The following is a 21,280-nucleotide window of genomic DNA, read 5'->3' as shown; positions in this document are numbered from 1 at the left end:
AAGCTGTAACGATAAATTAATTATATCATGGCAGAAGCGGAAGATGTAAAGTTTAAGGTCACCATCGATGGTATACCGGTAGAGGTTGCTCCTGGGACAAGCATATTAAATGCAGCGAGACAGATCGGTGGAGATATAGTCCCTCCGGCAATGTGTTACTACTCCAAACTGGAGGGAAGTGGCGGTAAATGCCGTACCTGTTTGGTCAAAGTCTCCAAGGGATCTGAAAAAGATCCGAGGCCGATGCCAAAATTGGTGGCTTCTTGTCGTACAACGGTGATGGACGGTATGGAAGTACAAAATATTACTTCGCCAGAGGTGGTGGAAGCAAGAAAAGGTGTTGTTGAAATCTTATTGATTAACCATCCCTTAGATTGTCCAATCTGCGATCAGGCTGGTGAATGTAAATTGCAGGATCTTGGATATGAACACGGTAGTGCTCATACACGCTACGAATTCGATCGACGTACCTTCGAACGCATTGATCTGGGCGATAAGATCCAATTGCATATGAACCGTTGTATCTTATGTTACCGTTGTGTTTATGTCGCCAATCAGTTGACCGACCAGCGTGTACACGGTATCCTAGGAAGAGGAGATCACGCCGAAATATCGACTTATATTGAAAATGTCATCGACAATGATTTCTCCGGAAATGTTATTGATGTTTGTCCTGTGGGAGCTTTGACGGATAAAACCTTCCGTTTCAAGAACAGGGTATGGTTTACAAAGCCTGTCGATGCACATCGAGATTGTCCGACATGTTCAGGTAAAGTAACCTTATGGTATAAGGGAGAAGAAGTCATTCGGGTAACTGCTCGAAAGGATGAGTTTGGTGAAGTGGAAGAATTTATCTGTAATACCTGCCGCTTTGATCAGAAAAAAACAAGCGATTGGATTTTGGAGGAACCAACAGAAATAGATCCACATTCTGTTATTTCTGCCAATCACTACGAGTTATTTAATCCGCCAAAAGTCATTAAAGAAAATCCAATATTGCAGGAACAAAATCGGGAACAGTTGGCTAGAACGGAAAAATTGAAATAATCACAAACATGGAGTGGTCTTTTGTCATAGAAAAATTAATACTGGTGTCTGTTATTTTTGTTGTCACCCTGGTGATTGCGATGTATTCGACACTTGCTGAGCGTAAAATTGCAGGTTTTATGCAGGATCGATATGGTCCTGACCGGGCTGGTCTCTTTGGTATCTTGCAACCGCTTTGTGACGGTGGTAAATTCTTCTTTAAGGAGGAAATTATCCCTGCAGGGGCACACAAGGTACTTTTTATCTTAGGGCCTACTATTGCCATTATTACGGCCTGTATTAGCTCGGCGGTTATCCCTTGGGGACAGGAATTGCAAATTGGGGGACGGGTCGTTTCCTTGCAGGTGGCCGATGTTAATGTTGGGATATTGTATATGTTTGGTGTGATCGCATTAGGTGTATATGGTATTATGTTGGGCGGCTGGGCTTCCAATAATAAATTCTCACTTATGGGTGCTATTCGCGCTGCGTCGCAGAGCATCAGTTATGAGATCGCCATGGGACTTTCAATTATCGCTTTATTGATGGTGACACAAAGTCTCTCCTTAAAGGAAATCGTTGCGCAGCAGTCGGGTTTTGTCAATTGGAATATCTGGGCGCAGCCGCTAGGGTTTATCATTTTTATGGTCTGTGCTTTTGCCGAATGTAATCGGGTTCCTTTCGATTTACCGGAATGTGAGACAGAGCTTGTCGGTGGTTACCATACGGAGTACTCCTCCATGAAATTGGGACTCTATATGTTTTCCGAATATATTAACATGTTCGTTTCCTCTGCATTGATGGCATCACTTTATTTTGGCGGTTATAATTTCCCCTTTATGAATGATCTGGGATGGTCGGCCAATATGATCACGATCATCGGGGTAGTGGTATTCTTCATTAAAATATTGCTGTTTATCTTTTTCTTTATGTGGGTGCGTTGGACTTTACCACGTTTCCGCTACGATCAATTGATGAATCTGGGCTGGAAGATGCTGATTCCATTGGCAATTGCCAATATTGTACTCACAGGTGTATTTACATTGATTAAAGATACTTATTTCTCATAAGAAAGGACTTTTTATGCAACTAACCAATCGTAAAAAAGTAATTGAACAAAAACCGATGACATTTTCGGAAAGAATATACTTTCCGGCTATTATCAAAGGTTTGCGCATTACATTAAGGCATTTTTTTAAGAAAATTCCAACCATTAAATATCCGGAGGAAATAAGACCTTATTCGAAAAACTTCAGGGGGCAGCACTCGCTCAAACGTGATGAGGAAGGGCGTGAGCGCTGTACAGCCTGTGGATTATGTGCTTTGTCCTGCCCGGCAGAGGCGATTACAATGACTGCCGCCGAGCGGAAAAAAGGTGAAGAGAATCTTTATCGCGAGGAAAAGTATGCGTCGGTATATGAAATCAATATGTTGCGTTGTATTTTCTGTGGTCTATGTGAAGAGGCCTGTCCTAAAGAAGCGATTTATCTGGATGGACCGCATGTGACAGCAGATTATCTCCGTAAGGATTTTATCTATGGAAAAGATAAATTGGTAGAACCAACTTTTGATATTACCAAATTAAAGAGCTAAACCAGGAAATTATGACAGTATTTTATTTTGTAGCCTTCTTGTCTATTTTCTTTGCGCTGCTGACCATTTTTACAAAAAATCCTGTACACAGTGTACTGTATCTGGTCATTACGTTTTTTACGTTTACAATACATTATATTCTTTTGAATGCACAGTTTTTGGCTGTGGTGAATTTCATCGTATATATGGGAGCCATCATGGTGTTGTTTTTATTTGTACTGATGCTGCTCAACCTGAACAAGGATACCGAACCCATGAAATCCAATCTGGTTAAGTTTATGGGTGCTATCGCCGGTTGTTGCCTATTGGTGACTTTCTTCGGTGTATACCGCGTATTTGACATTTCTAATCCCTTAACTGTTGTTAATCCGGAAATAGGGTTGGTTAAGAATCTGGGTAAGGTGTTGTTTAACGAATTTTTGCTTCCTTTTGAGTTATCATCATTATTGTTATTGACAGCAATGATTGGAGCAATATTATTAGCTAAGAAAGAACCTAAACAAATCTAATGGAAACATTTGTTCAACAGTTGCAGGGGGTGCCAATAAATCATTATCTGATTTTTTGTGCGATTATTTTCGTTATTGGTGTTATCGGTGTTCTTATTCGCCGTAACGTCATTATTATTATGATGTCTATTGAATTGATGCTGAATGCGGTGAATCTTCTTTTAGCTGCTTTTTCAGTGCAGCATGGCGATTCGTCAGGACAGGTCTTCGTCTTCTTTATCATGGCATTGGCAGCGGCAGAAGTTGCCGTAGGCCTAGCGATTATTATTATGGTATATCGGAATACGAAGTCTGTGGATATCGATTCCTTAAATAAACTTCGTTGGTAGAACTTAGAAATAAATACGATGAGTGAATTAGTTTGGTTGATTCCCCTTTTGCCCTTAATCGGGTTTATTGTGAACGGATTGGGTAGGAATGCCTTCTCCAAAGGTATGATAGGTGCTGTTGGCAGCGCTGTAGTGCTTATTTCTTTTGTATGCAGCTGTATTCTTTTCTCCGAAGTCTACCAAGCGAGGCAAGCTGGACAAGCAGGTATTATAGAACAACATGTATTTGACTGGATTGCGGTGGGCAATCTCAAGATCGGTCTGTCCTTTTTGGTAGACCCACTAAGTGCCATCATGCTCCTGATCGTTACAGGGATTGGTTTCCTTATCCATGTCTATTCGATTGGTTATATGCATCATGATCATGGATTTGGTAAGTTCTTCGCCTATTTGAATCTCTTTATCTTTTTTATGTTGCTATTGGTATTGGGATCCAATTACCTGGTCATGTTCATCGGCTGGGAAGGTGTAGGGCTATGTTCTTATTTATTGATCGGCTTTTGGTATAAGAATAGTTCGTATGCGAATGCGGCAAAAAAAGCATTTGTGATGAATAGAATAGGTGATTTAGGTTTTCTACTTGCGGTATTTTTAATCCTTGGAACTTTTGGATCCTTAGAATTTTCAACTGTATTTCCTGCGGCCAAGAATTTTGCTGTTGGTGATATCACAGTCGTTAGCATTACCATTTTGTTGTTTATTGCTGCAACAGGTAAATCGGCGCAGATACCTTTGTTTACTTGGTTGCCAGATGCCATGGCTGGCCCAACCCCCGTCTCGGCCCTGATTCATGCGGCAACGATGGTTACGGCCGGTATCTATATGATTGCACGTTCCAATGTACTGTTTATCCTTTCACCGTTTACCTTGCAGCTCATTTCTGTGATCGCTATTTGTACAGCCCTATTGGCTGCTGCAATAGCATTGACACAAAATGATATTAAGAAAGTATTGGCTTATTCCACCGTTTCACAATTGGGCTATATGTTTCTTGGCCTTGGTGTCGGAGCATTTACGGGAGCGTTTTTCCATGTATTGACGCATGCCTTTTTCAAAGCCTTACTATTCCTGGGGGCGGGATCTGTTATACACGGTATGAGTGAAGAACAGGATATGCGAAAAATGGGAGGTTTGAAGAAAGCAATGCCTATTACTTATCTGACGATGTTGATGGGGACAATCGCGATTGCAGGAATTCCACCCTTCTCCGGCTTCTTTTCCAAAGACGAAATATTGGCAGGGGCATTTGCTGCGAGTCCAGTTTTATGGGGTTTAGGTTTTATTGGTGCATTAATGACGGCTTTCTATATGTTCAGGATGTTGTTTATGACCTTTTCTGGAACATTCCGTGGTACGGAAGAGCAAAAGCATCATTTGCATGAATCTCCAAAGAGTATGACAGTGCCACTCATTGTATTGGCTATACTTTCTGTGATCGGAGGAGTGATCAATTTACCAGCTGTTTTGGGTGGTAACCATTGGCTTGAGGATTTCCTGACGCCAGTGTTTTCAGAGGGAAAAGCGATAATGCCTGCAACTCATCATTTGGAACATAGTACGGAATATTTACTCATGGGCATTTCTGTTGTTGGAGTATTGATTATGGTTGCTTTGGCTTTTCATAAATACGTTAAACGACAACAGCTACAGGAAGAGGGCGAAGGTACGCGTGGTTTCTTGGGCAATCTTTCTTACCATAAGTTTTACGTGGATGAGCTCTATGATAGCATCATTGTACGTCCCATCAATTGGCTCTCGGCTTTCTTCGGAAATGTCGTGGATCAACGTGGTATTGACGGTGTTGTTAATGGGGCCGGTAAGGCAACATTTGATACGGGAAAGGTATTGCGTTTGCTCCAGAATGGTAATGTTGGTTTTTATTTATTGATGATGGTAATTGGGGTGATTGCCATTTTCATCTATGGATTGTTGAGTCTTTAATTTTGGTGTAATCGATGGATAACTTGTTTTTACTTATTTTATTGCCGTTAATAAGCGCATTGATTCTAACGTTCTTAAAGACCAATGCTGCAAAGTCTATTGCCTTGATTTTATCATTACTGTCTTTGGCTTTGACTATTCCGTTCCTCTGTACTTTCGACGCAAATGGCGGAATGCAATTTGAACAAAATTGGCTATGGATTTCTTCGTTGCATATTCATTTTCATATCGGCGTTGATGGAATTAGCTTGCCGTTGATCTTATTGACAAATGGATTGATGCCTTTAATCATTGCTACAACCTTTAAGAAGGAGTATAAAGGAAACTTTTATGCATTAATGGCTTTTATGCAAGCGGGCTTATTGCTCGTATTTATGGCCCTGGATGCTTTTACTTTTTATGTGGGTTGGGAGATTGCCTTGATACCGATTTATTTTATTTGCGCGCTTTGGGGTGAAGGAGATCGTATTCGCGTAAATTTGAAATTTTTTATTTATACTTTTTTGGGTAGCCTTTTGATGTTGATCGGTATTCTTTATCTCTATCAACAAGTGCCCAACCGTGATTTTGAATGGACCTCATTTATTGCCTTAGATTTGGGAGAAAATACGCAGCGGTGGTTATTTTGGGCATTTTTTGTCGCTTTCGCCATCAAAATACCAATTTTTCCTTTTCATACTTGGCAACCCAATACGTATACAAATGCGCCAGCGGCAGGCACGATGTTGTTGGCAGGTATCATGCTCAAAATGGGGGTTTACGGTTTAATGCGTTGGCTATTGCCTATCGCACCAACTGGTGTTGCGCTGTATGGGCATTTTGCAATGATCTTATGCGTTATTGGGATCGTTTATGCTTCCATTATCGCAATTAAACAGGACGATGTGAAGCGATTGATCGCGTATTCGTCAATAGCCCACGTTGGCTTAATTAGTGCCGGTGTCTTCACATGGAATACGAATGGCCTGAGTGGAGCAACTATTCAAATGTTAAATCACGGTATTTCTGTGATCGGGCTTTTTTATGTGTTGGATATTATACAGCAGCGCACACAGACACGTAGTCTCACAGCGCTTGGCGGAATAGCAAGCAAGGCGCCTCGTTTGGCCATCTTCTTTATGATTATTTGTATGGGGGCAGTGGGTTTACCATTAACGAATGGATTCATTGGTGAGTTTTTATTATTGAAAGGCGTTTTTCAGTATGGATTTTGGTTTGCTGTTTTCGCGGGTCTAACCTTAATTCTGGGCGCAGTTTATATCCTTAGGCTTTACCAAGGAACGATGTTGGGGGAAACGACCGAAAAAACTGTACAATTTGAAGATGTAAAAGGAACGGAACTTATTGTATTGACAGTCGTCTCCGTCTTGATCCTTTATATTGGTATATTTCCTAATTTCCTATTGAACCTTTCTGCAGGTTCCGTGGAAGTTTTAAGTACATTTTTAGGCAGATAATAGATATATTTAATTGTATGGGTGCAATAATTACACTTTCGATATTAGCATTAGTCGTCCTTTATCTTGGTTTATTCAAGATGAAATCTATGCTACTGCCTGTTTCTATTCTTGGCTTCTTGGTCGCTATTGGTTTTTTATGGAATGATTGGACTTCGACCAGAGGACCGCTCTATAGTGGGATGGTTCATTTTGATCATTTTGCTATTGCCTTCTCAATCTTATGTATCGCAGTTACCTTGTGCATTTTTGTTATCTCAAAGGGATATTTTGATGAGGAGGGACAAATTGCGGAATATTATTCCTTATTAATTTTCTCCCTCACAGGTGCTGTTCTTGTGAATAGTTATCATAATTTTTCAATGCTTTTTTTAGGTATTGAAATTATGTCTGTAGCGCTTTACATTTTGGTCGGTATACGTAAAAGAGACAAAGCATCAAATGAAGCTGCATTGAAGTACTTTTTGATGGGGGCTTTCTCTACGGGCTTTCTATTGTTTGGTATTGCCCTTTTGTACGGTGCCACAGGATCATTTGATTTAAGTGAAATCAAAGACTATGTTGTCAATAACCCGCAGGCAATTTCACCGTTGTTTTATGGGGGTATATTGCTTCTCATTGTAGGACTGACGTTCAAAGTGGGCGCTGTTCCATTTCATTTTTGGACACCAGATGTTTATGATGGGGCTCCGATATTGATTACGAGTTATATGAGCACCGTGGTTAAAGTTGCTTCTTTTGCTGGATTGTTACGTTTATTCAGTTATAGTCTATTGCCTTTACAAGATTTTTGGACGCCGGTTTTCTTAGTGATCGCCATTCTCACCTTATTTGTTGGAAATATTTCTGCATTAATGCAGTCTTCCTTCAAACGTATGCTTGCTTATTCGAGCGTTTCGCATGCCGGGTATATGTTATTTGCGATTGTAGCAGTTGGGGCTACCTCGGCTAATAGTATCTTTGCTTATGGCCTTGCCTACTCTCTAGCCACCATTGTTGCTTTTACAGGATTGATCCTAGTCAAGAAAACGACCGGTTCTGAACATTTTGAAGCTTTCAATGGCCTGGGCAAACGAAATCCTTTGCTCGCATTTGCCATCACGATAGCAATGCTTTCTCTTGCGGGTATACCACTGACAGCTGGATTTATCGGTAAGTTTATGATGTTTTCTTCTGTTATGGAAAATTATCATATTGTTTTGCTTGTATTGGCTGTAATCAATGCAGGAATTGCAGTGTATTACTACTTGAAGGTTGTTGTTGCGATGTACTTTAGAGACAGTGACGAATCCTGTGTCAATGTACAGTGGAATTATTCATTTGTGTTATTCCTTGCCGTAGCGCTTACAATCTTAATTGGGGTATATCCAGACTGCCTTTTAAAATTAATATAAAGTTTCTGTTAAAATACTTGTTGTTTATTAGAGCATGGCGATTTCGCTGTGCTTTTTTTATTTTTATTGGTATAACTCTTGCATACAAATTGTATATTGTAAAAAAGAAATCCTATCAAATTGCAGATGGCGTTTAAAGTGTGTGTTAAATCTTTTTCGATTCGTGTTTTAAGTGTGTTACTATTCTTCTATATGGGTGGAAAAGTAATTGCACAGGACTTTATTCGTGGAAAGGTCATTGATGCACAAACAGGCAAGGGTATTTCAAGGGTTTCAATTAACTGGCTTGATGGAGATAGCGGTGGTAGCAGCGATACCCTTGGGTTTTTTAAGATTCTGGATATCAAGAAATACAGACAGCTTGTCTTTGGAGCGGTGGGGTATGAGCGGCGTACGGTGGATGTTCGTCGTTTACAGGATTCAATGCTGACCGTGCACTTAATTGCCTCAAATAACACATTAGAGGAGGTCGTGGTCAATCGAAAAAACAAAAAAACCAAAGATCCTGCTATAGCACTGATTGAACAGGTTATTGCACATCGACCACAAAATCATTACACCCGCATACCTGAAATTCGTTTTGATGAGTATGAAAAGACGCAGTTTGGTTTTGTCAATCCTGAAGATAAAGCGAAGAAATTTCCGAAACCATTCCGATTCCTCTTTGAAAATATAGATTCTACCGCTTTTCGGGGGCAAACCATTGCACCCTTTTATTTGGAAGAAAACTATGCAAATGTCTATTCATCCCATAATCCAGATCGTAGTAAGAAGATTGTCATCAGCCACAACCAGACCGAATTAAATCCACGCTTTTTTAACAATGACAATTGGCAGACGCGGTTTCAAACGATACTCCGTGATGTTGATCTTTATGATAATACAATTCAGATCACAAACAAAGGAGTCTTGAGCCCAATTGCTGCAGGTGCTACAGCGTTTTATAGGTACAAAATTCAAGATACGGTCAAGATTGAAGGCAAGGATTATATTGAGCTCCATTTTGAAGGTAAATCGGCTATTGATCTGCTCTTCTACGGTGATCTTCTGATCTCAGATGATACAAGGTATGCTGTTCATCGCGCGACTTTGAATATCGGACGTTCTGCAAATATCAATTGGATTAATGACGTGCAAATAGATCTTAGCTATAGTGAATTTAAAAATGGTAGCATGCTCCCTGTTCGTGCAGATCTAAAAATGTTATTTGGTGGGAGCAAGTCAGATGTATTGTATGGACGCAGGGAAACCCAATACTTGGGACATCGCACAGATTCTATTTCGAATGAGAATTTTGCTGGTGTACCAGTTGAAAAGAGGTATCTCCTCCAGTCCGCACCGAAGGTACCCATTGTAGGGGTTAGACCAACTCCGTTAAGCCATGCTGAATTAGGAGCCTATCAAAAGGTTGATTCGGTACAGAATATGCGTTCTTTTAATCAGTTGGTCGCATTGGGTTATTTGTTAGCAAAGGGATATTATAATGCCGGGAAAGTTGAATTTGGTCCACTGGAATATCTTTATAGCCGCAATAATTACGAGGGGAATCGTGTGCGCCTGAGTGGTCGGACGACGCGTTTATTTTCGGAAAAAGCCTACATTGAAGGATACACAGCCTATGGCGATAAGGACAAAGAGCTAAAGTACTACCTGAGTACGGCATTTACTTTAAATGGAGAACGTATTGTTCAGTTTCCGGCAAATTATTTACGCTTTACAGTACAGCATGACGTCATGGAACCGGGGCGAGGTTTGGGTTTTTTAAAAGGGGATGGTTTCTTCCGTTCTTTTGGGAAAAACAGGCCTAATAAATGGCAATTTAATGATATCTATCGTATCGATCATCTGATCGAATTTGGGAACCATGTTAGCGTAGGAACGGCGTTTACGCATACTCGCAGACAACCGCGCGCTGACTTGTTTTATATTAATAGCCTACCTTTACCTGATACTGTCCGACAAGTCAATACAAATGACCTACAGCTGATTTTACGTTGGGCTCCGAATGAAGAATTTACTTATCATAATCTCGACAGAGGAACCGTAGAAAACAAATATCCCATTTTTACCCTGCAATATAATAAAGGACTGAAAGGATTTTGGGGCGCAGACTATAGTTATGATGCATTACGCTTTAGCATTTTCAAACGACTATTTTTATCCCCAGCGGGGCAGGCGGATTTTGAATTTTCAGGAGGAAGAATTTGGGGGAAACATCTGCCTTATACCTTACTGGAACTCCCTGACGTCAATAGAGATAAGCAGGGACCGTTGGTGAATTTTGACTTGATGGCTACCTCGGAATTTGTTTCAGACCAGTTTTTGAAACTGACCTATTACCACAACTGGAATGGTTTCTTTTTCAATAGAATTCCGTTGTTCAGGCGGTTAAAATGGCGTGAAGTGACGGGATTTAAGGCTTTTTATGGAAAGTTAAGCGATGCCAACAACCCCTTTGTAACGCCCGAAAATATTCAGTTTGAAGCGGACAAAAATGGTATTATCCAAACAAAAGCAGTGCGTAACAAACCGTATGTAGAAGGGCTAGTGGGGGTGGATAATATCTTTAAATTGATTAGATTAGAGTATAAAAAGAGATTAAGCTATAGTGGTGGTGAAGGCATACCTTCTGATACCTTTACAGCATCCTTACATTTTAATTTTTAGCAATTATGGTCCAATATTCAAATTTAAATTATGTGATTAAAGATAGCATCGGCTATGTTATCATTAATCGCGAACCCCAGCTGAATGCGTTGAATCAGGAAACCCTTGACGAATTGCAAGATATCTTCATGCATTTCAATGCCGATGACCACGTAAGAGGTATTATCCTGACAGGCGCTGGGCTTAAAGCATTCGCTGCAGGGGCAGACATTAAGGAATTTATGGATTTATCTGTAATTCAAGCACGGTGGCTCAGTGAACGAGGACATATTATTTTTTCGGACCTTATTGAAGGTTCTCCGAAGCCAGTTATTGCTGCAATAAATGGGTATGCTTTAGGCGGAGGGCTGGAGATGGCTTTAGCCTGCCATATTCGTATAGCGTCTGACAATGCAAAAATGGGACTACCGGAGGTTTCTTTGGGACTGATTCCGGGTTATGGTGGTACGCAGCGTTTACCCAAGTTGATCGGAAAAGGACAGGCTATGCAAATGATTTTAACGGGTGATATGATTGACGCGCAGCGAGCCTATGAACTAGGATTGGTCAATGAGGTGATCGCACAGGATAAACTAATTGCCCGTGCGGAGGAAATACTCCATAAGATATTTACGCGCTCTCGCGTTGCAGTGGCAAATGCTATTACTGCTATTAACGCTGCTGAAGATAAACAACAAAACGGGAGTAAGGTGGAAATGGATGCTTTCGGACATCTGTTCGGAACAGAAGATTTCAAAGAAGGTGTTTCCGCATTTTTAGCGAAAAGGACACCCAATTTTGAATAATACCGCAGCACTTCGCTAAATGCTATATTGCCGTGTATTGTCAGGTTTGAGTATCGATGAAGAGGTAAAATAAGACCAAGAAAGGAGGTTCGGATTGAGCGCCAATCGTTTTGCGGCATTGGTTAAGATGGCTCATGAATCTGAATCAGAAAGCTTTAACCGACATTATTTTTGATATTTTTTGCGATATTCCTGTGGCGACATTTTCATTTCCCGTGTAAACGCTTTTGAAAAATGAAAGGGGTCATAAAAATGGAGTTTGAATGCGATTTCTTTAATCTTAAGTAGGGTAAATTGCAGATAGGAGCAAGCCCTTTGCATACGGAGTTGATTGTAATACACCATGGGTGGGTAAGATGTTTTCTGCTTGAACAAGTTAATAAGATGTGACTTGGAATAGTTGAAATGTGCTGAAATATCATCCAAGTTGATATTGTTTTCCAGATTGTCTTTCATAAATATAATGATGTCCTGTATGATATTATCTACTTGAATTCGGTTACCTTCTCTAAACTGAGCCTGATATTGAATGGACGCTAAAAAATATTGAAAGCAAAAACTCGTATACTCCAAATTTTCTGGACTATACCCCATTTCCAGGTTTTTGTAGATGCTCTCGAAGAGCTGGATGCGGTTGGCATGTTTGTTTGAATCCGCGTCATCTATATGAATCACTTCGCCCATGATATGTTGAAAAAGAACTGCATCTGTGCCGTCGAAATGAATCCAATAGATGCTCCAGGGATCATTTGATTTTGCTCCATAGCAATGAGCGCTATCTCTCGGGATAATGTATATATCGTTTCTTTTAAGGTTGTGCGTTGTTTCATCCTGTTTTATCCAACCGCTTCCATCTTCGCAATAAATCAGAATATATTCCTTACATCCTTCTTGACGATCACGGTAGTGTTTTTTAGCATTGGGATAATAGCCGATATGTGTGATGTGTAATTTTGATGTGATGTTGTTGCCTGTCAGGTAATTGCATACGGCATAGGGAAGGACAATCGCCTTTTCTCCTTTGAATCCTTCAGCGATGACATCTTGGTTTTGTTTCATAGATCGAGCTTATTTTTGGTTATTCGTATAAAAATAGTAATATTTTACATGTTTATCGTGTTCACTTACATGATTCTCCCCAAGTATTCCATTAATTTTACCTAAGTAAATCTAAATATGTAAACTCTTATGCAAAAGACTGCGACGACCTATCTGCTATTGATCACTTTTGTGGCTGCTATCGGTGGATTTCTATTTGGGTATGATTGGGTAGTTATTGGTGGTGCAAAGCCATTTTACGAGGCTTATTTTCATTTGGAGTCCGATCCTGCCTTGCAGGGGTGGGCCATGTCTTCGGCGATTGTGGGAAGCTTCGTTGGTGTACTACTCTCGGGGGGATTGGCCGATCGCTATGGCAGAAAACCGCTGATTTATACTGCTGCAATTTTATTTATAATGTCTGCAGTGGGAACCGGTATGGCGTCCGAACTGGACACTTTTATTATCTATCGGATTTTGGGCGGGATAGGTATTGGTGTAGCCTCCAATTTGGCACCGATGTATATTGCTGAGATCGCCCCTGCAGAAAGTCGAGGGAAATTTGTATCGATCAATCAGTTGACCATTGTACTGGGCATCCTTGCAGCACAAGTGGTCAATTGGCTCATTGCAAAGCCGGTTTTAGCCGGAGAATCTATGCTAGAAACCTGGAATGCGCAAGAGGGGTGGAGATGGATGTTTTGGGCAGGAGCGATCCCGGCAGTCATTTTTTTATTGCTACTTTTCCTGATTCCTGAAAGTCCGCGCTGGTTATATACAAAAGGGAAGCACGAACAGGCAAAACGTGTGTTTTTACGCATGGGTGGAGAGGAGTATGCAGCAGAAAATATACGTTCTATTGCCGAGGCGGCTGAACTAAGTCAGGCTAAATCCCGAAAGAGAAATTTATTTCAGGGGAAACTGCTGCGGTTGCTACTGCTAGGGAGTTTTATTGCGGTTTTTCAGCAGTGGTGTGGGATTAATGTTATTTTTAATTATGCCCAGGAAATCTTTACAGCTGCTGGATATACGGTTTCGGGGATGCTTTTCAATATTATTATCACTGGCGTGATCAATGTCATTTTTACATTCATTGGCATGTATCTGGTTGATCGAATTGGTCGTCGCGCATTGATGCTTTTCGGATCAGCAGGCCTTTTTGTGATTTATATTGCCTTAGGAGCATGTTATTATTTCAATTGCAGCGGCATTTTTGTGCTTCTCCTTGTACTGGCCGGAATTGCGGTGTATGCGATGACCTTGGCTCCTGTAACTTGGGTAATTATCGCCGAAATATTCCCTACCGCTGTAAGGGCGCAGGCCATGGCGATTGCAACATCGTTATTATGGATTGCATGTTTTGTGCTCACCTATACGTTTCCTTTACTGAATCAAAACCTGGGAGCAGCTGGTACATTCTGGCTGTATGGTGGAGTCTGTTTTATCGGTTGTCTGTTTCTATGGAGCCGATTGAAAGAGACCAAAGGAAAAAGCTTAGAAGAAATTGAACAAGAACTGGAAGGATAATTGGCACCCGGATAATCAACTGAATCAACTCGACCTATATAAACCTATTAGCGTATTAAGAAAATGACAGAATTGACTCGTTACCTCATAAAATCAACAGTGGATCAAAAAGGGATCGTAAAAGCATGGGAGGAGCAAGTTGCTATTCCAACATACGAGATTGGAACGATGGAGAAGAATCCCATATTTGCAGAAAAACGCGTATATCAAGGTAGCTCAGGGGTAGTATATCCCTATCCAATCATAGAGAAAATTAGCGATCAGAAGCGAAACAAGATCTATCAGGCGCTATTTCTTGAAAATGAATATATTAAGGTAATGATTCTTCCAGCCTTAGGTGGGCGGGTTCATATGGCTTATGATAAAGTCAGAGAACGGCATTTTGTTTATTATAATGAAGTGATCAAGCCGGCTTTGGTAGGGCTTACTGGCCCTTGGATTTCGGGGGGGATTGAATTCAATTGGCCACAGCATCATCGACCGACTACTTTCATGCCAACAGAGCATTTAATCGAACACAATAGCGATGGAAGCATTACGGTTTGGTGCAACGAAATCGAACGTATGTTTCGGATGAAGGCCATGCAGGGATTTACTTTGCATCCCGATAAAGCATATCTAGAGATTAAGGTTCAGGTATATAATCGGACAGCATTGCCACAAACCTTTCTGTGGTGGGCCAATCCGGCTGTTGTTGTGAATGATGACTATTTTTCCGTCTTCCCTCCCGATGTCAATGCCGTTTTTGATCATGGAAAGCGAGAGGTTTCCTCTTTTCCGATTGCTACGGGGACCTACTACAAGTACGATTACTCAGCTGGTGTTGATATAGCACAATACAAGAATATTCCTGTTCCGACATCCTATATGGCCATTCAATCGAAATACAATTTCGTTGGCGGCTATGAGGCCGGTGAGACCAATGCGGGGATGTTGCATGTGGCCGATCATCACATTTCACCCGGGAAAAAACAGTGGACCTGGGGAAATGGTGATTTTGGTGTCGCCTGGGATAGAAATTTGACCGATGAAAATGGACCGTACATAGAATTGATGGCCGGTGTATATACCGATAATCAGCCTGATTTTGCTTGGTTACAACCCTATGAAGTGAAATCCTGGTCTCAGTATTTTATGCCTTACGCAGAAGTCGGACAGGTGAAAAATGCAACAAAAGATGTGGTGCTCAATATGGAGGTTAGGGAGCAGACCGCTCACATTGTCTTATATACAACGGGGACGTATGAAGGTATACGTATTTTGTTACGCAATATGGCAGGTAAAATCTATTTGGACGAACAAACGGACTGTGCTCCTCGGAATATTTATACCCAAAGTGTTGCTGGATTGGACAGTGATCCAACCGAACTCCTATTGACTGTGTACGATAAAAATAACCATGAAATATTGGTCTACCAGCAAGAGGAGGCAAAGGATGCTAAAGACATACCCAAACCAGCACAGGCAGCATTGCTACCCGAAGATATTCGTTCTATCGAAGAATTGTTTTTGACGGGACAGCATTTGGAACAGTACCGACATGCAACTTATAATCCATTGGATTATTATAAGGAAGCGCTGCGACGTGAACCGAACGATATCCGATGTAATAATGCAATGGGTGTTTTCTTGTTGCGAAGCGGTAAGATAAAGGAGTCTATTCCTTATTTTGAGACCGCTATCGCACGCGCTACGGAGCGTAATCCCAATCCTTATGATGGAGAACCTTATTACAACCTAGGTGTAGCTCTGCAACTATCTGGGGATTTGAATGGAGCTTATTCAGCTTTCTACAAAGCAACATGGAATGCAGCCTGGAAGGACTCTGGCTATTTTGGTTTGGCACAAATTGATGCGAAGAGAGGCGATTGGAAAGCTGCTTTGGAAAAAATAGATCACTCATTGAGCCGAAACTGGTATCACCACAAAGGACGACAGCTGAAGGCCTCTATTTTAAGAAAACTTGGGGTAAAAGATGCCGCTTTAGCATTTATTCAGGAATCAATGGAATTGGATCCCTTTAATATGGGCTGTCGATTCGAATGGTACCTGTTAAATAAAGAAGAATCCATTTTTTCTCCTATTCTCGATTTAGCGCGTGTAAATATTCATAGTGTGATTGAGTACGCATTGGATTTTGCGCATGCCGGTCTGTATGAAGAAGCATCGTTACTGCTGGAAAAAACCATTGAAGACGTAAGCTTAGTATACCCTATGGTATATTATACACTAGGTTATTTTGCGACCCAGTTAGGCTTGCGCGACAGGGCAAAGAGTTACTGTGATCAGGCCATGACTATGGATCCTACCTATTGTTTTCCAAATCGTTTGGAAGAGATTGCAATTCTCCGACATGCCATCGGTTTAAATAGTGCTGACGCAAAAGCCTCGTATTATTTGGGCAATCTTTGGTATGGAAAAAGACAGCATCAGGATGCGGCAGACTGTTGGGAGCATGCGATCCAATTGGATGGAGAGTTTCCTACCGTTTTTCGCAATTTGGCTTTAGCTTATTATAATCGGATAGGTAAGAAGAAGGAAGCCGTGACTTTATTGGAGCGGGCATTTTCATTGGATGAAACTGATGCACGTTTACTCATGGAGCTTCATCAGCTCTACAAGAAGGAGGGCCGTCCTTACAAAGAGAGGTTGGCGTTACTCGATCGATATCCGGATTTGGTGACGCTTAGAGATGATCTATTCTTGGAGCGGATCACCCTGTTTAATCTGTTGGGCGAATACGAGCGCGCGAAAACGTTGCTTGCTTCCCGGCAGTTTAAGCCCTGGGAAGGAGGAGAAGGTAAGGTCTCTCGTCAATACACGATATGTCAGCTGGAATTGGCCAAAAAATCGATATTGCAAAATGAACCGCAGCAGGCGCTTTCCTTGCTAGAGGCAATTGATTATTATCCACATAATCTTGGTGAAGGTAAGCTGATTACCATGGAGCAAAACGACATTCACTATTATAAAGGGCTTGTCTATCGTTTATTGGGTCGGGAAGAAGAAGCTAAGGTTTATTTCTATAAAGCAACAGAAGGTGCTGATGAACCCCAGCAAGCCCTTTTCTATAATGATCCACAACCAGATAAGATATTCTATCAAGGTTTAGCCTGGCATGAGCTTGGTGATCCAGGGCGAGCTGAGCAACGTTTTCAATGTTTAATAGATCATGGAAAGTTATTTATTGACAAGCCCTTTAAAATAGATTATTTTGCAGTTTCCTTACCTGATATGGATATTTGGGAGGAAAATCTGGATGATAAGAATAAAATACATTGTCTGTATGTCATGGGATTGGGGTATTTGGGGAATGGGGATCGTGCTCTGGCAATGGATTATTTTGCACAAGTTCGGCAGTTGGATCCCAATCACCAGGGGAGCCAGGCTATCATGCATTCTTTCTTAGGTGAAACTTCTTTAAAAAATTAATTTCGTATGTATCGCTATATCATAGTATTCGTCATTCTATTTCAAAGTTACATGGTCTCGGCAGATGGACTAAATCGGCTTGACCTTGCAGGTGAGTGGAAAGTTCGGCTTGATCCCGAAGATGTCGGTATCGAGCAGGGCTGGGCTGGTAAATCGTTCGAAACATCGATCAAATTACCAGGAACAACAGATGATGCGGGTTTAGGAACCTTAAATACGTTGACACCTGCTCTTGCCAAACCTCAGCTTTCGCATTTAACGCGAGCACATCGTTATGTTGGGGCAGCATGGTATACGCGGGAACTTTCAATTCCGGCAGGTTGGGCTGGTAAGGAGATGATCTTAACCCTCGAGCGTGTTCTTTGGGAGTCCATGGTTTGGATCGACGGGGTAGCAGTGGTACAAAAGCAACGTAGCCTTGTCAGTCCGCATGAGTTTGACCTAAGCTCACTTCTGAAAACTGGGAAGAAACATCGGTTGACAATCCGCGTAGATAACAGAAAGAAGCTTCCAATCAGCGTTGATGATATGGCGCATGCTTATACCGATCACACCCAAATTATCTGGAATGGTATTCTTGGAAAGATTGCTATTCAGGCCTATGATGCGGTGCGTCTGAAGTCGGTGTACGCTAGCCCTAAACTAGCGAAGAAGGAAATCAATCTGCAGATCAATCTCCGTAATAAACTAGCAAAAGGCATTGTCGGTAAACTGAAAATAGCGGTAAAAGACAATAGGGGTTCCCTACCACCGGTTGAAAAAACTATTCAGCTCTCGCCAGGGGATTCAACGATCAACCTAAGCTACCTTCTTGGGGATAGACTGAAACTTTGGAGCGAATTTTCGCCGCATTTGTATGACATCGGTCTGGAATTGGAAGCTGCAGATGCCGTATCAACGTTGTGTACCTCAATAGGTATGCGTGAGCTTTCTACTGATGGGACAATCCTAAAAGTCAATGGTGAGCCTTTATTTTTGAGAGGAACATTGGAATGCAGTATTTTCCCGTTAACGGGACATCCGCCAATGGATAAGGCCGGTTGGCGGAAAGTCTTTCTGACAGCGCGCGAATGGGGGCTAAATCATCTCCGGTTTCATTCATGGTGTCCTCCGGAGGCGGCCTTTGCTGTTGCCGACGAATTGGGATTCTATCTTCAAATTGAGTTGCCAATCTGGGAGAATAATATTGGTAAAGATGAAGGAGTGATGAGTTTTCTCTATGAAGAGGCCGATCGAATAATGCAGACTTACGGAAATCATCCGTCCTTTTGTTTTTGGAGTATGGGTAATGAGTTGAGTGGTGATTTCAATGCGCTGAATACTTTGGTAAAACACCTAAAGCAGAAAGACAGACGGCATCTTTATACGGCAACTTCTTTTACATTCCAGCAAGGGCATGGTGTGAAGGAAGAACCTTATGATGATTATCTGATTACCCAGTGGACAGCTAAGGGCTGGGTACGGGGACAAGGTGTATTTAATAGCGAAGCACCCACATTCAATAAAAATTACAGCAATTCTTTGGAAGGAATTTCGATTCCGGTCGTGACGCATGAAATTGGACAATATGCTGTCTATCCAAATCTCGCCGAAATCAAAAAATATAAAGGTGTTTTAAAACCGCTAAACTTCATTTCTGTAGCAGAAGATCTGAAACAAAAGGGATTATTACATAAGGCCAAAGCATATACGATGTCTTCAGGAAAATTGGCTGCTATTCTATATAAGGAGGAGATGGAAAGAGCTTTGAAGACACCTGGTATCAGCGGGTATCAGCTCCTTGATCTTCACGATTTCCCTGGTCAGGGAACGGCGCTGGTAGGCTTATTAGATGCTTTTTGGGACAGTAAAGATATACTTCCTGCGGCAGAATTTCGACAATTTAGCGCTCCTGTCGTGCCTTTGCTCCAGTTTGCGAAAGCTGTATATACCAACAATGAAACGTTCGAAGCTTCTATCGATGTGAGTAATTACGGCCAGGAGGTTTTGAAGAATCAGGGGATTAGCTGGTTTCTGAAAGATGGAGGAAAAATAATCGCACAAGGACATTTTCAGTCGACCATTGGAAAGGGACATCAAGGCCATGTGGGGCATTTAGAAGTGCCATTACAAGCAATTGGACAGGCGAAGAAATTGACGATTCAACTTAAACTGGAAGGTACATCCTATGAAAATCATTGGAATATTTGGGTATACCCTCAACAGCTCGCTGTTGATTTTGGGGACGTGAGTTATACGCGCGATCTGGCGGAAGCGATGCGCTTGCTGAAAGATGGGAAAAAGGTGCTTTTAAATCCCGATTGGAAGAAAATAAACGGTATTGAAGGGAAGTTCGTTCCTAATTTTTGGAGCCCCGTACATTTTCCAAAACAGGCCGGTACCATGGGATTGCTTTGTGACCCTAAACACCCTATATTTGCCGATTTCCCAACAGATAATCACACAGACTGGCAATGGTGGGATCTCCAAATTAAATCGACTACGCTAATTACGGATGAGATCAAAGGCGGGAATGCAATTGTAGAGCTCATTGATAACTTTGCTAATAATAGGAGATTAGCCTCTCTTTTTGAAGGGACAGTCGGGGCGGGCAAACTGATGATTACTTCGTTTGATCTGGAGACAGATCTAGCCAACAGACCCGTGGCAAGACAGCTGTTGAGCTCTATCTTAACGTATATGAACAGTACAAAGTTTAGGCCTAAAGTGATCGAAAATCCAGCTATACTATCGCAGGTATTACGCTACAAAGAAGCACAGGAAAAATCCGAACCTAAAGCGATCTATTAACGATAAGATCGCTTTGGAAAAATTTAATATGCTTGATTAATATGTAGAAATAATTGTTAACTTGGCCTTGTAATCTAATTGTTACCTGAAAAGCACAATGACCAATAAACTGAAGATTGGGAGCTTTAGTTATGAGAAAAGAAAATGATGAAGCCAATTTGATCCAAGCGCTCTCTATAGGGAAGCAGGCTGTTTTACCAAAACTTTACGAACGATATGCAGACCGCATTTTCGATGTATCTTTTCACTTGCTGAAAGATACAGGTTGGAGCGAGGATGTTGTGCAGGAAGTTTTCGTGAAACTGTGGACCAATAGAGAAACTATAAAACAGGATGTGGATCTCTGGCCGTTCCTCTATGTATTGACTAAAAGAGAGTGTCTCAATAAACTAAGAAGCATCAAACGTTCTCATTCGGCCTTTGAGCTTCTATATTACCATATTGAACATCATTCGGATAGGGCCGATGGTTTAATAGAACGAAAGGAACTTGCCGATGAAATAGAAAATTACCTTGCTCAACTTCCTGAACAACAAAAACTTGTTTTTACATTAAGCCGAATTGAAGGAATACCCCACAATCAAATCGCAGCGGAACTCAATCTTTCTAAGAACACAGTAAAAAACCATCTTGCGAGAGCATCGAAACATTTAAAACAAGTCCGTTCTGGACGAAATCGGCTATTATCCTTATTTTTCTATTTTTTTTGAAAAGGATTTCATGGATTGATGGAATCCTCCTAACTGCTTATCGATATGCTAAACAGTTGGACTGAAGTTCCATTGGAAATTT

Annotated in this window: 15 protein-coding genes; 14 read left to right on the top strand and 1 reads right to left on the bottom strand. The window is 41.3% G+C overall.

Going from position 1 to position 21,280, the window contains the following annotated elements; translation table 11 throughout:
* Positions 1–27: 27 nt before the first annotated feature.
* The 10 genes from B3H30_RS16485 to B3H30_RS16440 all read left to right on the top strand — a co-directional run bounded on the left by B3H30_RS16485 (position 28) and on the right by B3H30_RS16440 (position 11,701).
* Entirely contained in the window at positions 28–1,047 is a 1,020-nt protein-coding gene (locus tag B3H30_RS16485; RefSeq protein WP_286779090.1) for a 2Fe-2S iron-sulfur cluster-binding protein, read from the top strand.
* Between the two features lie 8 nt (positions 1,048–1,055).
* Positions 1,056–2,096 carry an NADH-quinone oxidoreductase subunit NuoH gene (gene nuoH, locus B3H30_RS16480; protein WP_286779089.1) on the top strand — a complete coding sequence of 347 codons (1,041 nt, stop codon included), beginning with the start codon at positions 1,056–1,058 and terminating at the stop codon, positions 2,094–2,096.
* Positions 2,097–2,109: 13 nt separating this feature from the next.
* Complete coding sequence (locus tag B3H30_RS16475; protein WP_070560982.1) at positions 2,110–2,619, top strand: NuoI/complex I 23 kDa subunit family protein; 510 nt, start codon at positions 2,110–2,112, stop codon at positions 2,617–2,619.
* 11 nt (positions 2,620–2,630) lie between these two features.
* The gene (locus B3H30_RS16470) at positions 2,631–3,128 is read left to right on the top strand and encodes an NADH-quinone oxidoreductase subunit J (RefSeq protein WP_070560985.1); all 498 of its coding nucleotides are present in this window, start codon (positions 2,631–2,633) and stop codon (positions 3,126–3,128) included.
* The gene (gene nuoK, locus B3H30_RS16465) at positions 3,128–3,457 is read left to right on the top strand and encodes an NADH-quinone oxidoreductase subunit NuoK (RefSeq protein ID WP_286802490.1); all 330 of its coding nucleotides are present in this window, start codon (positions 3,128–3,130) and stop codon (positions 3,455–3,457) included. Before B3H30_RS16470 ends, nuoK begins: the two co-directional genes overlap by 1 nt.
* 18 nt (positions 3,458–3,475) lie before the next feature.
* Positions 3,476–5,398 carry an NADH-quinone oxidoreductase subunit L gene (gene nuoL / locus B3H30_RS16460; protein ID WP_070560989.1) on the top strand — a complete coding sequence of 641 codons (1,923 nt, stop codon included), beginning with the start codon at positions 3,476–3,478 and terminating at the stop codon, positions 5,396–5,398.
* 14 nt (positions 5,399–5,412) lie between these two features.
* A complete protein-coding gene (locus B3H30_RS16455) occupies positions 5,413–6,855 on the top strand; it encodes a complex I subunit 4 family protein (protein WP_286767462.1) in 1,443 nt (480 codons plus the stop codon).
* Positions 6,856–6,872: 17 nt separating this feature from the next.
* Positions 6,873–8,249, top strand: coding sequence for an NADH-quinone oxidoreductase subunit N (locus B3H30_RS16450; RefSeq protein ID WP_070560993.1), 1,377 nt, complete (start codon positions 6,873–6,875; stop codon positions 8,247–8,249).
* Between the two features lie 192 nt (positions 8,250–8,441).
* Complete coding sequence (locus B3H30_RS16445; RefSeq protein WP_286834688.1) at positions 8,442–10,916, top strand: DUF5686 family protein; 2,475 nt, start codon at positions 8,442–8,444, stop codon at positions 10,914–10,916.
* A gap of 32 nt (positions 10,917–10,948) precedes the next feature.
* Positions 10,949–11,701, top strand: coding sequence for an enoyl-CoA hydratase/isomerase family protein (locus B3H30_RS16440; RefSeq protein ID WP_312129259.1), 753 nt, complete (start codon positions 10,949–10,951; stop codon positions 11,699–11,701).
* A gap of 165 nt (positions 11,702–11,866) precedes the next feature.
* Here B3H30_RS16440 and B3H30_RS16435 read toward each other — a convergent pair whose 3' ends face one another.
* Entirely contained in the window at positions 11,867–12,760 is an 894-nt protein-coding gene (locus B3H30_RS16435) for an AraC family transcriptional regulator (protein WP_070560999.1), read from the bottom strand.
* Positions 12,761–12,889: 129 nt separating this feature from the next.
* Here B3H30_RS16435 and B3H30_RS16430 point away from each other — a divergent pair, with 129 nt between their 5' ends.
* The 4 genes from B3H30_RS16430 (at position 12,890) to B3H30_RS16415 (ending at position 21,198) form a co-directional block, all read left to right on the top strand.
* Complete coding sequence (locus B3H30_RS16430) at positions 12,890–14,266, top strand: sugar porter family MFS transporter (RefSeq protein WP_070561001.1); 1,377 nt, start codon at positions 12,890–12,892, stop codon at positions 14,264–14,266.
* A gap of 63 nt (positions 14,267–14,329) precedes the next feature.
* Positions 14,330–17,698 carry a tetratricopeptide repeat protein gene (locus tag B3H30_RS16425; RefSeq protein ID WP_286834687.1) on the top strand — a complete coding sequence of 1,123 codons (3,369 nt, stop codon included), beginning with the start codon at positions 14,330–14,332 and terminating at the stop codon, positions 17,696–17,698.
* Positions 17,699–17,704: 6 nt separating this feature from the next.
* Positions 17,705–20,488: a sugar-binding domain-containing protein gene (locus B3H30_RS16420; protein ID WP_286834686.1), complete on the top strand. Its 2,784-nt coding sequence runs from the start codon at positions 17,705–17,707 to the stop codon at positions 20,486–20,488.
* Positions 20,489–20,619: 131 nt separating this feature from the next.
* The gene (locus tag B3H30_RS16415) at positions 20,620–21,198 is read left to right on the top strand and encodes an RNA polymerase sigma factor (RefSeq protein WP_112375096.1); all 579 of its coding nucleotides are present in this window, start codon (positions 20,620–20,622) and stop codon (positions 21,196–21,198) included.
* Positions 21,199–21,280 lie beyond the last annotated feature (82 nt).

The sequence above is a fragment of the Sphingobacterium sp. UBA7038 genome, from assembly GCF_002494055.1.
Taxonomy (GTDB): Bacteria; Bacteroidota; Bacteroidia; order Sphingobacteriales; family Sphingobacteriaceae; genus Sphingobacterium; species Sphingobacterium multivorum.
Note: the sequence above shows the minus strand (reverse complement) of the source record. Positions and strands in the feature narration are given on the sequence as shown.

Bases quoted from the DNA above. Each gene is read 5' to 3' on its own strand.
- B3H30_RS16485 (WP_286779090.1), top strand. From the start codon at position 28: ATGGCAGAAGCGGAAGATGTAAAGTTTAAGGTCACCATCGATGGTATA.
- nuoH (WP_286779089.1), top strand. From the start codon at position 1,056: ATGGAGTGGTCTTTTGTCATAGAAAAATTAATACTGGTGTCTGTTATT.
- B3H30_RS16475 (WP_070560982.1), top strand. From the start codon at position 2,110: ATGCAACTAACCAATCGTAAAAAAGTAATTGAACAAAAACCGATGACA.
- B3H30_RS16470 (WP_070560985.1), top strand. From the start codon at position 2,631: ATGACAGTATTTTATTTTGTAGCCTTCTTGTCTATTTTCTTTGCGCTG.
- nuoK (WP_286802490.1), top strand. From the start codon at position 3,128: ATGGAAACATTTGTTCAACAGTTGCAGGGGGTGCCAATAAATCATTAT.
- nuoL (WP_070560989.1), top strand. From the start codon at position 3,476: ATGAGTGAATTAGTTTGGTTGATTCCCCTTTTGCCCTTAATCGGGTTT.
- B3H30_RS16455 (WP_286767462.1), top strand. From the start codon at position 5,413: ATGGATAACTTGTTTTTACTTATTTTATTGCCGTTAATAAGCGCATTG.
- B3H30_RS16450 (WP_070560993.1), top strand. From the start codon at position 6,873: ATGGGTGCAATAATTACACTTTCGATATTAGCATTAGTCGTCCTTTAT.
- B3H30_RS16445 (WP_286834688.1), top strand. From the start codon at position 8,442: ATGGGTGGAAAAGTAATTGCACAGGACTTTATTCGTGGAAAGGTCATT.
- B3H30_RS16435 (WP_070560999.1), bottom strand. From the start codon at position 12,760: ATGAAACAAAACCAAGATGTCATCGCTGAAGGATTCAAAGGAGAAAAG.
- B3H30_RS16430 (WP_070561001.1), top strand. From the start codon at position 12,890: ATGCAAAAGACTGCGACGACCTATCTGCTATTGATCACTTTTGTGGCT.
- B3H30_RS16425 (WP_286834687.1), top strand. From the start codon at position 14,330: ATGACAGAATTGACTCGTTACCTCATAAAATCAACAGTGGATCAAAAA.
- B3H30_RS16420 (WP_286834686.1), top strand. From the start codon at position 17,705: ATGTATCGCTATATCATAGTATTCGTCATTCTATTTCAAAGTTACATG.
- B3H30_RS16415 (WP_112375096.1), top strand. From the start codon at position 20,620: ATGAGAAAAGAAAATGATGAAGCCAATTTGATCCAAGCGCTCTCTATA.